The 12,433-nt window shown below is 52.4% G+C and carries 12 protein-coding genes and 1 tRNA gene; 6 read left to right on the forward strand and 7 right to left on the reverse strand.

The genetic code is table 11. The features are described from left to right. Positions 1–13 precede the first annotated feature (13 nt). From CRO05_RS08870 to CRO05_RS08880, 3 genes are all read left to right on the forward strand, one after another. Positions 14–742 carry a cytochrome C gene (locus tag CRO05_RS08870; RefSeq protein WP_097066876.1) on the forward strand — a complete coding sequence of 243 codons (729 nt, stop codon included), beginning with the start codon at positions 14–16 and terminating at the stop codon, positions 740–742. Continuing rightward, positions 739–2,049, forward strand: coding sequence for a cytochrome c (locus CRO05_RS08875; protein ID WP_235001362.1), 1,311 nt, complete (start codon positions 739–741; stop codon positions 2,047–2,049). Before CRO05_RS08870 ends, CRO05_RS08875 begins: the two co-directional genes overlap by 4 nt. 191 nt (positions 2,050–2,240) lie before the next feature. Then, positions 2,241–2,669, forward strand: a complete 429-nt coding sequence (locus tag CRO05_RS08880; RefSeq protein ID WP_097066877.1) for a KGG domain-containing protein — start codon at positions 2,241–2,243, stop codon at positions 2,667–2,669. A 120-nt stretch (positions 2,670–2,789) separates the two neighbouring features. On the opposite strand, the gene CRO05_RS08885 is transcribed toward CRO05_RS08880, so the two are convergent. After that, entirely contained in the window at positions 2,790–3,299 is a 510-nt protein-coding gene (locus CRO05_RS08885) for a hemerythrin domain-containing protein (protein WP_097066878.1), read from the reverse strand. 415 nt (positions 3,300–3,714) lie between these two features. On the opposite strand from CRO05_RS08885, the gene CRO05_RS08890 reads away from it, so the two are divergent. Further along, positions 3,715–4,086, forward strand: a complete 372-nt coding sequence (locus tag CRO05_RS08890) for a KGG domain-containing protein (protein ID WP_097066879.1) — start codon at positions 3,715–3,717, stop codon at positions 4,084–4,086. Between the two features lie 141 nt (positions 4,087–4,227). Here the strand turns inward: CRO05_RS08890 and CRO05_RS08895 are convergent, their stop codons facing one another. From CRO05_RS08895 to CRO05_RS08920, 6 genes are all read right to left on the reverse strand, one after another. Beyond that, complete coding sequence (locus tag CRO05_RS08895; RefSeq protein ID WP_097066880.1) at positions 4,228–5,091, reverse strand: DUF72 domain-containing protein; 864 nt, start codon at positions 5,089–5,091, stop codon at positions 4,228–4,230. Next, positions 5,088–5,435 carry a cupin domain-containing protein gene (locus CRO05_RS08900; protein WP_090877834.1) on the reverse strand — a complete coding sequence of 116 codons (348 nt, stop codon included), beginning with the start codon at positions 5,433–5,435 and terminating at the stop codon, positions 5,088–5,090. The genes CRO05_RS08895 and CRO05_RS08900 overlap by 4 nt, the downstream gene beginning before the upstream one ends. 130 nt (positions 5,436–5,565) lie before the next feature. Continuing rightward, entirely contained in the window at positions 5,566–6,195 is a 630-nt protein-coding gene (locus tag CRO05_RS08905; protein ID WP_097066881.1) for a UdgX family uracil-DNA binding protein, read from the reverse strand. 587 nt (positions 6,196–6,782) lie between these two features. Further along, positions 6,783–8,492, reverse strand: coding sequence for an ATP-binding protein (locus CRO05_RS08910; RefSeq protein WP_097066882.1), 1,710 nt, complete (start codon positions 8,490–8,492; stop codon positions 6,783–6,785). A gap of 51 nt (positions 8,493–8,543) precedes the next feature. Continuing rightward, entirely contained in the window at positions 8,544–8,957 is a 414-nt protein-coding gene (locus CRO05_RS08915) for a response regulator (protein ID WP_097066883.1), read from the reverse strand. Positions 8,958–8,969: 12 nt separating this feature from the next. After that, entirely contained in the window at positions 8,970–10,868 is a 1,899-nt protein-coding gene (locus tag CRO05_RS08920; protein WP_097066884.1) for a Tar ligand binding domain-containing protein, read from the reverse strand. A 424-nt stretch (positions 10,869–11,292) separates the two neighbouring features. On the opposite strand from CRO05_RS08920, the gene CRO05_RS15830 reads away from it, so the two are divergent. After that, positions 11,293–11,883, forward strand: a complete 591-nt coding sequence (locus CRO05_RS15830) for a CHRD domain-containing protein (RefSeq protein WP_097066885.1) — start codon at positions 11,293–11,295, stop codon at positions 11,881–11,883. Between the two features lie 319 nt (positions 11,884–12,202). Continuing rightward, a tRNA-Leu gene (locus tag CRO05_RS08930) sits at positions 12,203–12,291 on the forward strand. Positions 12,292–12,433 lie beyond the last annotated feature (142 nt).

Below are 12,433 nucleotides of genomic sequence, written 5' to 3' on the forward strand. Positions count from 1 at the left end.
TAAAGACTGTCCTATGAGACGAATTGTGCTGACTGCCTGCCTGCTTTTCACTGCATCCGTCGTGGCGGCGGATATTCCCCCGGTTTACGCTCCTGACACGATGGCAGAGCGGGTAAAAGCCTGTGTTATCTGCCATGGTCCGGAGGATAAAGCAGGAAGAGATGCCTACTACCCGCGTATCGCAGGCAAGCCGGAAGGTTATCTTTTCAATCAGCTGCGCAACTTTCGGGACGGCCGACGCCACTACCGGCCCATGGCCTTGCTGCTGGAAGGCCTGCCGGATCAATACCTGCGGGAAATGGCCATCTATTTTGCCTCACTGCAGCAGGCCTTTCCTCCGCCCGAACCCATGACCGCTTCTCCCGCCGAAGTCGCGCTGGCCCGGAAACTTGTTACCCAGGGCGACCCCATACGAAAAATCCCAGCGTGTGTTGAATGCCATGGTAAAGACCTGATGGGAACAGCACCTTTTATTCCTGGATTATTGGGTCTGCCACGAGTCTACATCATCGCCCAGTTCGGCAACTGGCAACATGGCGCGTTGATGCGCGGGCAGACGCCAGACTGCATGTCTGAAATTGCCAAACAGCTCACAACCGGCGAGATCAGCGCCATCGCCGCATGGCTGGCCGCGCAACCGGTTGACGAATCCCAAAAAAAAGCGGATTCGGGAGCAACCCTGCCGCCAGAATTGACGAGGCGTTGCAGCAGTGTCGTCCTGCAACCTGGAGAGTCGCAGTGAAACTTGTTGTTGTCATCGCCGTCGCGCTGGCCGGACTCATCAGTCTCGGTTTATTTCTTACACCGATGGGGTTGTCACTGGTGGGCCTGCAACCGCCAGACGCAACACCGCTGACGGCAAAGACCGGCGATGTTGCGATATTGCAAGCACCGCAGGCCCAGCAGATGGGCGCCTATCTCGCACAAGCCGGTAACTGCATGGGCTGCCATACTGCACAGAATGGGCAACCGTACGCTGGCGGGCACATCCTCGCCACATCTATCGGCACCTTCATCACCCCGAATATCACGCCGGATCAGGAAACTGGTATCGGGCTCTGGAATGAACAGGACTTCTGGCGCACAATGCACCATGGCCAATCCCGCGATGGAAGCCTTTTGTACCCTGCATTTCCATACACCGACTACACGAAAGTCACGCGCGAGGATTCCAATGCTATCTTCGCCTATCTGCAATCGTTGCCAGCCGTCAAGCAACGCAATGCGCCACACCTGATCAGTTTTCCCTTCAACTTCCGTCCTCTCCTGTATCTCTGGCGCGCCCTTTACTTTACCCAGGGCATTTACAAAGCTGATGCCAGCAGGAGCGATGAATGGAATCGCGGCGCCTACCTCGTGCAGGGACTTGGGCATTGCAACGCCTGCCATACCAGCCGCAATCCCCTTGGCGCAAGCCAGGGCGATAGACTGGGAGGAGGCCAGATCATGGGTTCGAACTGGTATGCGCCCTCTCTGACTTCCCTCCAGGAAGCCAGCACCGCCGACTGGCCGATCCAGGATATCACGCAAGTACTCAAGACCGGCTTTGCCTCCCGTGCAGTGACAACCGGACCAATGGCGGATGTCGTCAGTCAAAGCCTGCAGCATCTGACGGAGGATGATGCCCGCGCCATGGCTACCTATCTGCAATCCTTGCCCGAGAGCGCGCCGTATTCCAGGGGAATAGCGCCTGAGCTTACCGCGGAAGTCGATAGACAACTGCGGCAAGGCAGCGAAATCTACGAGACACATTGTCAGGATTGCCACGGGAGTCTGGGGCAGGGCGCGCCAAATGTTTATCCTCCGCTCGCGGGCAACCGGGGTGTGACGCTGGCTTCCCCGATCAATGCGATACGCAGCATTCTCCATGGAGGCTATGCGCCCGTTACCGCAGCCAATCCGCGCCCCTACGGGATGCCTCCATTTGCACAAGCCTTGCGTGACGAAGAGATCGCGCTGGTCCTGTCGTATATCCGCAATGCATGGGGTAATCGAGGTAGTCTGGTCACGGCAGTTCAGGTTGATCGGAGTCGAAAGGGCGTGCAATGAAATCAGCGTAGCAGTCAAGCTCCACTCTTTTCTTATGTATGCTTCCGAACGGAGTAAAGTAATTTTGCCACTTAGGATGCGGTCATTCTCTGGTTTTCAATCCTAATAAATAGAGATAAGAACCCTAAGGCATCATCACCTGATGCAAGTCGCAGGGAGATTTTCGAAATTTCGGATATCAGGAGATTCATATGGCTTCAGATAGAGATGGCCGCAGCAGTAGCGACAAGCGCGGGTTTGCTTCAATGGATGAAGATAAGCAGCGCGAAATAGCCAGCAAGGGTGGCAAGGCGGCTCATGAGAAGGGCACTGCGCATGAGTTTAATTCGCAAGAGGCTCGCGAGGCTGGGAGTAAAGGTGGCAAAGCCGCGCATGAAAAAGGCACAGCCCATGAGTTCAGTTCCGAGGAGGCTCGCCGAGCCGGCAGTAAAGGTGGCAAGGCTGCTCATGAAAAGGGTACTGCGCACGAGTTCAATTCGGAAGAGGCTCGGGAAGCCGGCCGGAAAGGTGGAGAATCCCGTGGAAGCGGTTCGTACGATGATAAGTCATCGTCTTCAACCCGGGGTGGAACACCCGAGCAACATCCCAAGACCGGCACCCAAAGCCATAAAAACAGATAGTGATTCAGCATGAGTGATGGCGAGTCGGTGTTCCCGGCTCGCCATCCCTGATCACCTCATCGATATCCGTCCGCACGGCTGATCTGTAGAACCCGAAGTTTTCGGGCCCTGTTCAGATTGTCATTCCTCCATCAATATTTCCTTACGTTCCGCTATTTGAGAGCCAATTTCTTCGAGGTCCATTTTTGCTTTCTGCACCTTGGGAAATATTACATTCTGCTCTTCTTCTATATGATGATTAACATATTCGCCGAGAACAGTTACCGTTGCGTTATACATGGGGTCTGATACATCCATCGACTGGATCTGGGCGATCAAATCCTTGGCTGCCGTGTGCTCGACCACTGCCTCATTCATCAGATCGTCGTCATCGATAGCTTCGCGCGCAGCAGGGTAGAATATTTCCTCCTCCAGTTGGGCGTGTATGGTAAGTTCCCTGCAAATCTGTACCGCGAGCTCTTCTTTACCTCCTTCGTCGTTCTTTTTGCATAGTTTCTCGAATTCCTTGAACATCTTTTTTACCTTGGCATGGTCAGCCGTCAACAACTTAATGGCTTCGTTTTTGGATTTGCTGGTCGTGGTTCTATGTGCTGCGGTTTTTCGTGTTGTAGCGCTTTGGGTGGTTGGCATGATTATTATCTCCATTGGTGGTGATGGGTGAATGGTTTGCGGTCAGCAAACCGCATCTTCTTTACGAATGCATAACGAATAGCTATGCTTTAGCAAGAAAATAACCCTGAAGACTGTTGGAGTTCTGTTCGCCAACCCACATTCCTCCCGTGAGCTTTGCATCAGCTTTTAGACATGACTATATTGCCTTGTTAACTTTCCGGTTGTGCGAATGGGGGCTACTACAGGAGCCTATAAGCTATCTATGGCTATGTATGCTTTCGAACAGAGCAAAGTGATTTTGGCATTTAGGATTGCCCTCATTCTCTGGTTTTAACTCTAATAAGTGGAGATAAGAATCCTGAAGACATCAAATGATGCTTCCAGGATTGCGGGTCGCCGGGAAAACTGAATTATCCATGACAGGAGATTTAACATGGCTTCAAATAGAGAAAAAAATGGCGATGCCCGGAGCAGTGGACAGAGCAAACGCGGTTTTGCTTCCATGGATGAAGGTAAACAGCGGGCAATAGCGAGCCAGGGTGGGAAGGCAGCTCATGCGAAAGGCACAGCACACCAGTTTGATTCGGAAGAAGCTCGCGAGGCCGGCAGGAAAGGCGGCAAGGCTGCGCATGAGAAGGGAACGGCACACGAGTTTGATTCCGAAGAGGCTCGCGAAGCTGGCCGAAAAGGGGGTGAAGCCCGTGGGAAAAGCGGATCGCGTGATGATTATTCCTCGTCTTCAACCCAGGGTAGAACATTGGAGCGGCGCGCCAAGGCCGGCAGTCAAAGCCATAAAAATCACTAGAAGTCTAATGTAAAGAAAAAGGGGAAATTCTCCTTTTTTTGAGCGACAGTTTCTGAACAAGGATCGGCAGAGCGAGGGTTCCGGCGGAAGCCGATCAGGAACATTCAGCAATAGGGATGAGTCTTATCCAGACACTTCCGACTAGAGCTTCCCAATCAGATGTTGAGCGTCAAACGGTGCTCTTACTTTGACATCGTTATCGAAATAGCAATAGATATCGCGCGGGCATTGTTTCAGCTCAGACTGAGCCGAGATAAGATGCGCATCGTGTGGCTGTAAGCCTTTTCGCCAAGCACGAATTCGTGCTGCCCAGCGTGTCAATGCCTCATCGGTGTAGCCGCTCGCATAAATTTCCTGGTCGCCATGCAAGCGGAGATAGAGAAAATCTGCCGTAACATCTTCGCGGTAAGGCCATTTTCTGGCGGTATCAGCGATAACCAATGCAATGTTGTAGTCGCGCAGCAGTTCGACGAAAGATCCATCAATGAAACTCTCGTGCCGTATCTCCACAGCATGACGGAGCACTCGTTTGGCATCGATCGCCAGCCGTGCCCGGCCATTCATGCGGTGCTCCCGCCGGCGAGCAAGGCTCAGCGCCTGTTGAGTATCGCGCGGCAAAAGCTCGAAGAAATACTTCATCCTTTCAAAGTCGTAGCGAAAGCTTGGGGGAAATTGCCACAGGATGGGGCCAAGTTTTTCTCGCAGGTTAAATAAGCCTGAGGCGAAAAAATTGGCGAGCGGTTTTTCAACGTCGCGCAGGCGTTTTATATGCGTTATAAAACGGGTTCCCTTGATGCTGAAAATGAAGCCAGGCGGTGTATCGTCGTACCAGCGTTGAAAACTCTCTGGTTTCTGAAGGGAGTAAAAGGTCCCGTTTATCTCTATTGTCGGCAATGCTCGAGAAGCGTATTGCAGCTCATGATTTTGTGGTAGGCCCGGAGGGTAGAAGACGCCGCGCCAGGGCGGATAGCGCCAGCCTGAAATTCCGATGAACGTTTTGCTCACGCTTGGCTCCGTCCGCGCGGTAGCTGTTCTCCGTCGCTGGTATATGCCGGGGGTACGTAGAAATTAAGTGTGCGGAGCAGGTCATCGCCGGTGTTGCGTATTTCATGCTGGTCGCCGCGTTCGATAAGCATGAGGGAGCCCTCGCCCAGCCGATAGCGCTTACCGTTCACCGTCGCAATACCCGTTCCCGAAAGCACATAAAGCCATTGGTCGGCACCGCGATGGCGATTTTCGGGACCGCCTTCTGCGCTACCCGGCGGTAAAACCATTTCCGCTGCCTGGGAGCCGTTGTTGCCAAGGACCACGCGAAATCCACTTTCGAATCGCAGATTCTTCCGTTTCATTTACGTCTCCTGTATCAAGGAAAATTCGCAGGCAAAAAATATGGCGGTTTGAGATAGATGAGGGGCCTTGAAAAAATCTCGGTATCGGCAGTCAGCATCCAATCTGCCAGTAGGGACGCTGGCGAGAACACTAGTCCAGAAAGGCCCTTGCCAGCTTGAGATCGTTCACAAAGCGGTCGTATTCATCATCCTTGTCTCGGTCCGGCACGCGCAGCAGGAATGAGGGATGGACTGTTATCAGTAACGATACGCCCGACGCATACTCACGCAATTTCCCCCGGTTCACCGTAATCGGTGTTGCGCGGCCAAGTAGTGAGCGCGCGGCTGTCGCGCCCAGCGCAATCAGGAGCCGTGGGGTAACCAGTTCAATTTCACGCCTTAGCCAGTCGTAGCATGCCGCGATCTCCGAATCGACAGGTTTTTTGTGCATGCGGCGCTTGCCGCGAATTTCGAATTTGAAGTGCTTGACCGCATTGGTGACATAAACTTCTTCACGCGGGATGCCGACTGCTGTTAGCGCTCGTGCCAGAAGTTGGCCTGCGGGACCGACGAATGGATGGCCTGTCAGATCTTCCCGGTCGCCAGGTTGCTCGCCGACGAGCATAACTGGCGCGTGCGAGGGGCCTTCGCCAAACACGGTTTGCGTCGCGTTCTCCCAGAGCGGGCAGGCGCGGCAACTCATGGCCGCTTTACGCAAGGATTCTATGGAGTTTCCAGCCTGCTCCGCGGGATGCGTGGCATTTTTCGTATCATCTTTCATACCGGTATGGCATCAACGGTAGATTAATATGTGGAAAATCGCATAAAGGAGAAAGCCGCTGGATTTAAATAGTTTAGTCTCGATAGTTGAAGACTGCCAGTTATCGGTAAAGATTTAGAATTGCAGGTTTCATCGTTCAAAGCGGTAACTCCCATCAGCACCGTTTATCAGCGAACGTTCCCCTGGCTCGAACCCGCCCGCTTGAGCTGAGAAATCCGCATCCATCGGGATGGCTCCCGTCACAACACTTCCCACATCGGCCGATGCAATAGCTAGGCAAACGCCTCGATGACCTGACGCAGCGATGGGACCGATGCTGGAGGGATGCCGTATTCTGCGCAGGGGTAATTGGCGCACAACTTATGACGACTCGCATAGCCGAAACGCAAATAGATGTTCGCCATCCCCGAAACGTAGGCAAACTCGACAGATGTATGCGGTGTCTTGCTGATTACTGCATTAAGCAGAGAGATTTGTTGGATAACGATACGCTGGCCTGGCGTAGGAAACAGATGATTTCAGCCCTTTGAGCAAGCGAGCCGCGCTCCGTGGATTAGATGGTTCTAAGCGGCATTGCGCGCGCCCCTTTAACCTTCGGTGCCAAGCTCCTCGCTTTTACTTCCTATCGTTGCAGGTTTGGAGGCATCGTCCGCGATCAGTTCGAACCAGAACACACTGCCTTCTCCGACCGTGCTTTCCACACCGATTTCGCCTCCCATCAATTCGACCAATTGCTTTGTCACTACCAAGCCGATGCCTGTACCTTCGACGGAGCCCGCCTCTTGGCCGAGCCGATTGAACTGCTGAAAAAGCTGCGTCAATTTTTCCGGTGGCAAGCCTGTTCCCGTGTCCCTGATACTGACGCGAATACGCCCTGGAGCGGTCACGGTGCACGTCACTTCGACGGTACCCCCCTCGCGGTTGTACTTGATCGCGTTCGACAGTAGATTAATCAGAACCTGCTTCACGCGTGTCCGGTCTGCTTTCACAAAAAAATGCATATCCGGCGGAGGAAAGATCAGCTGTATGCCGCGCTCCTGGGCCTGCGGTTCAATCATGGTCCGCGATTCAGCCATGGCTTCCGCTATGCACATCGGTTCCTGGGAAACGACGAGCTTGCCGGATTCAATTGTGGCAAGATCAAGTATTTTATTGATCAGTTCCAGCAGATACCACCCCGCGACATTTATTTCCTTGAGCATTGTCTTCTGCGTGAACGTTGGCGTTGGTGAACTCGATTCCAAGAGCTGGGCAAAACCCAACATGACGTTGAGCGGTGAACGCAACTCGTGGCTCATACTGGACAGGAAATCCGATTTTGCGAGATTCGCTTTTTCAGCATCTGTCTTGGCTTTGGTCAGCTCTTCCTCAATCAGTTTCCGCTCAGCGATGTCACGGCGCAATTCCGCATTCACCTTGGCCAGCTCGTCCGTGCGTTTTGCCACGAGTTCTTCAAGGCGATAACGGTGTTCCCGCAACTCCGCTTCCGCCTGTTTGCTTTCGGTAATATCGACCAGAATCCCTTGCAGGAAGAGGGAACGTCCTGACTCGTCCCGTACCACGCTCGCTTCATCGCGAAACCACAAAACTGTTCCATCATGGGAAATCAGGCGGTATTCGCAGCGCAGGGGAGCGCCGGTAGCGCGGCTTTTGGCACGTTCCTCCAATGCACGCGGCCGATCGTCCGGGTGAATCCGGGCAAGCAGGATATCCGGATCATTGAGCCACTCCTCCGGAGGAAACCCGAGCGTTTCGATCCGCGTGCTGACGTAAAGGAAGCGATTGGTACCATCCAGCGTGGCGATGTAAACGATTGCCGGGATTGTCTCGACCAGCGAACGGTATTTGGCCTCGGCCTGGGCCAGTTTATCTTCCGCTAGCTTCTTTTCGGTAAGCATTCGCCGTTCGCTCAGCACGCGCTGGATGACGGCAGGCAGCAACTCAAGATACTGGTGTTCCATATCTTTGATGAGATAATCCCTGGCGCCACGCTTCATCGCCTCTACAGCGATAGTCGCGTTGTCCGTGCCCGTCAGCATCATGACGGGTATGGACACATCTCCCGTATCATCGGTTAACGCAGCCAGAAACTCCAAACCATTCAGGTCGGGCAAGTGGTAATCAAGCAAAACACAATCCGGTTTTTGCTCGTGGGCGAGTTGTAGCCCCTCATGGCCAGATTCCGCTTCGGAAAGCGCGAATTCATAGTCCACATTTCGCGCAAGAGCACGTCGGCAGGCCATGCGATCCACAGCATCGTCTTCAACGAGGAGTACGCGAATCAATGGTTTGGTCATAGCAGAGCTAATTGACGATAAGAATCCAGAAAGTACCCTTTTCAGTCCTTGTTACGGCATTTCACTAATGGTCCAATAAGCGTCAATAGAGCGCATGATTTCGACAAATTGCCTATAATCGACCGGTTTTGCCATATACCCGGCAACACCCATATTGAAGCTGTTTACTTTGTCCTGCTGCTCCTCCGATGTAGTCAATACCACTACCGGAATACGCTTTAACTGATCATCATGCTTTACCACTTGTAGAAATTCGATCCCGTTCATGATTGGCATATTCAGGTCCAACAGGATAATGCAGGGCTTGTCGCTTTTCGGCTCCCGAAGATAATGTATCGCTTCCTCCCCGTTTTCCAGATGCACGAGCGGATTCGTTACGTGGATCTCCTTGAGCGCGCGTATTACGGTCATGGTATCCACTTGATCGTCTTCGACCAGGAGAATGGGTTTATTGGTAATTTTCACGTTGCTTCTCCTTTATTTATTAGCGATTGCTGCAGTTTGAGGTAGAGTGAAGAAAAACGTACTACCTTCACCAATTGTGGACTCGATCCAGATATGGCCGCCATACATTTCCACAATTTTTTTCACCAAGGCCAGACCGACACCCGTGCTTTCTATTCGATCGCGGGGCGCAAGTGTCTGGAATAGCTGAAAAATCCTTTCGAAATGGCGGGATTCAATGCCGGGCCCGTTGTCGGTTACGCCAAATCTCCAATGCTCGCCCTCGGCAGTACAGGTAATCCGAATCACGTTCTCGGATTTATCCATGTATTTAATGGCGTTGGAAAGCAGGTTTTGAAATATCTGCTGGATACGGGTTGGCTCTACGACGACGGTCGGCAAGGAATCCTCAACAATAATGTTAACATTCGGCGGCGGGGCGAGGAGATCGATCACGTCCTGTACTACCTCACCGACATCCACTGCCACCGGCGCCTCTCTTACTCGACCCACCCGCGAGTATTGCAAAATACCATCGATCAAATTTCCCATGCGGTGCACTCTGCTGACAAGGAGGCGCATATGTTCTTTGCCTTCGTCATCGAATTTTTCCGCATAGTCGGTGGAAAGCCAATCTGCCAATGCCCCGATGGCCCGTAGCGGCGCCTTTAAATCATGAGATACCACATAGGCAAAACTTTTCAACTCCTCATTGGCGCTTTCCAGATCAGCCATCAGGTTCGCTTTCTGCTCTTCCGCCACCTTGCGAGGACTGATATCGCGAAAGATGACGACGAACATCCGATCATCCCCGCCACCTATCTCGACAACCGCCACGTCCAGTGGAAACGTTGCACCGCTCTTGCGCAGTCCTACAACCTCCGTAACCACCCCTAGCGCTCTGGACCCTTCCGTTTCCAGATAATTTTTGAAATAGTCGGCGCGTTGACCTTTTCCTTGCTCCAGTTCCGGGAACAGAAGACCGATATTTTGCCCGATAATCTCGTTCTCCGGGTAACCAAAAATCCGCTCGGCAGCAGGATTGAAGGTTTCGATCACGCCCTGCTCATTGACCGAGACAACACCGTCAATCAAGTTGCTCACCAAAGCTCCGGTACGCGCTTCACTTTCCCGAACCTGAGCGATGGTATCGACCAGACTATCCCGCATTTCCTTCACGGCTTGCATGAGCTGCCCGATCTCATCGGTCGATCTGACTTCGATTTCCTGCCTCAAATTACCCGCCGCAACGCCGCGGGCAATCTTCACTACCTCCTCGAGTGGTCGAAAAATGACACGAATGAATACGAGGCTGAATTGCGCAGCCAGGACCAAGGCAATGATTATCGAGGCAAAGAGAATACTGCGGATGGTGTTATAGCGTTCTTGTTCCTGATCATATTCTCTCTTGGCCTCATCGACCTGCAGCAAAACAAGAGCGTCAATGCTTTCGCCGACCGGTGCATAGAGGGGGCGAATTTTTTCCACGAGAATTCGGTTCGCCTCCCCGATTTTATTTAACCGTAAAGCGCTTACTGCTGGAATCAGACCCTCTGTCACGTATTTCCTATGGTCAACAGCAAATTTTGCCGCCAGTTTTCTTTCTACGGGAGTCAGTTGGGTGGTTATGTAACTTTCCCAGGTTTTCGTAACTTCCGCGATATTCTTCTCGACCAGCGCGGTTTTTTTCTTGATGATCTCGGGGGTCGGCATAACGAGAGTCGATGTGACAGCCAGGCGATTTTGTAGCAAGAGCGACTCGATATAACCTACCTGGCTGAGCGGGACGGCTCGATCATGATAAACCGTCCTCAATCCATCTATCGCGCTGCTCATTCCGAACAAACCGATCATTCCCATTCCCAATAGAAAGGCCACCAGGAAGGAAAAGGTGAAGATCAAGCGAGACTTGATGGTCAGGTTTCTAAACATGTCGACCTGAATTTTCAAAAGGAAAGCGCCTTAATTTGCAGTGTTGCACCAGAGGTTATGCATATTACCCGTATGAACCGCAAGTGAAAAACATCTTTTCATTTAATTTGCCAATTGGATTCTGTTGTTCAGAATAAGCGGGGTGGATGCAGAGTCCAAAACATTTAATATTTGGCGAGCAGAATAGCCTTAACCCCAAATCTATTAAATGAGGGCTGAACTGGGTTGTAGCTAACGGTTCCTCAATCACACCCACACTGCAACCAGATGGCCTATTGAAAGACCAGTGCTGATGTGTACTATGCGAGTGGGACCCTTGTATTCCCAACTTGATCACTTGATCACCTGTTCACGATTCATCGATTGTTCTTGCAGTATCCGCTGTACCTGGCAGTTCATACTTACCTTAGGAGGATAAGCAATCATGAAACTCAGTCCCTTATTTGCAGCGTGCCTGTTGGCGGCGGCAGCGGCGATGCCTGCCGCCGCTGATGAGTCAATTTATACAGCCGTGCTCAGCGGCCCCAATGAGGAACCGCCGAATACGTCTCCCGCTACCGGTGCGGCAACGGTCACCATCGACTCTGATCTGGGTACAATGCGTGTTCAGGAGAATTTCAGTGGTCTCGTGGAAGGCGTTACAGCTTCACACATCCATTGCTGTACGACTGTAGCAAATGCCGGTCTCGCAGGTGTGGCGACTACGATGCCTACGTTTACCGACTTTCCCTCCGACGTGACGGCGGGAGATTACGATCACACCTTTGATATGACACAGGCGTCAAGTTACAATCCTGCGTTCATCACAGCCAATGGAGGAACTGCCGATAGCGCATTCGATGCGCTTGTGGCAGGGATAAATAGCGGCAGCGCCTACGCGAATATTCACTCCTCCGAGTTCCCCGGGGGCGAGATCCGCGGTTTCCTGGCGCCCATACCCGAGCCTGAAACCTATGCAATGCTGCTGGCCGGTCTTGCCTTGATAAGTGCGATGGCCCGCCGCCGTCGTGTTTGACCCAGGAACTGTATTCGGCTTAGGGGCCTGTCGGGCCCCTTTTTTTGTGCCGCGTCGTAAAAACTGATACCGCGCTCGTCTGCGGTTGATCGGTCTCTTCTCAAATTGCACTATAGCTAATCCGTACCATACTCACTTCTTTTCGCTAATCGCTAATCGCTAATCCAACTTGAGTCATTCAGTGCTTGCACCCATAAGACTTGACCGGTTTCGTTCAAACATCATTCGGGAGGACTCGAATCCTCCCACTTGCACGAATCCCCTGAACATATATCGCGCTTTTTTACTTCGGGTTACAATTGACGCGTTCAGATCAATTGCCCGGATGGTGAAATTGGTAGACACAAGGGACTTAAAATCCCTCGGGCTTAATCGCCCATGCCGGTTCGATTCCGGCTCCGGGCACCAACAAATTAAGAGTTAACTCAAGAATCCCAACGCGAAAGTTTTCTGATTTTCTTTTTGCCACGAGTTACCCGTGGCGTGCCCCTCAAAATACTGCTGCCGATGTGTGGTACCCATCCATTTTTGAGCAATAGTAGATTTTCGT

It is taken from the genome of Nitrosovibrio sp. Nv4, assembly GCF_900215485.1.
Lineage (GTDB): Bacteria > Pseudomonadota > Gammaproteobacteria > Burkholderiales > Nitrosomonadaceae > Nitrosospira.

What these genes read in the sequence shown, in the direction of transcription:
- CRO05_RS08910 (WP_097066882.1), bottom strand. Translation starts at nt 8,492, where the DNA reads ATGACCAAACCATTGATTCGCGTACTCCTCGTTGAAGACGATGCTGTG.
- CRO05_RS08880 (WP_097066877.1), top strand. Translation starts at nt 2,241, where the DNA reads ATGGCTTCAGATAGAGATGGCCGCAGCAGTAGCGACAAGCGCGGGTTT.
- CRO05_RS08900 (WP_090877834.1), bottom strand. Translation starts at nt 5,435, where the DNA reads ATGAAACGGAAGAATCTGCGATTCGAAAGTGGATTTCGCGTGGTCCTT.
- CRO05_RS08885 (WP_097066878.1), bottom strand. Translation starts at nt 3,299, where the DNA reads ATGCCAACCACCCAAAGCGCTACAACACGAAAAACCGCAGCACATAGA.
- CRO05_RS08870 (WP_097066876.1), top strand. Translation starts at nt 14, where the DNA reads ATGAGACGAATTGTGCTGACTGCCTGCCTGCTTTTCACTGCATCCGTC.
- CRO05_RS08890 (WP_097066879.1), top strand. Translation starts at nt 3,715, where the DNA reads ATGGCTTCAAATAGAGAAAAAAATGGCGATGCCCGGAGCAGTGGACAG.
- CRO05_RS08905 (WP_097066881.1), bottom strand. Translation starts at nt 6,195, where the DNA reads ATGAAAGATGATACGAAAAATGCCACGCATCCCGCGGAGCAGGCTGGA.
- CRO05_RS08920 (WP_097066884.1), bottom strand. Translation starts at nt 10,868, where the DNA reads ATGTTTAGAAACCTGACCATCAAGTCTCGCTTGATCTTCACCTTTTCC.
- CRO05_RS15830 (WP_097066885.1), top strand. Translation starts at nt 11,293, where the DNA reads ATGAAACTCAGTCCCTTATTTGCAGCGTGCCTGTTGGCGGCGGCAGCG.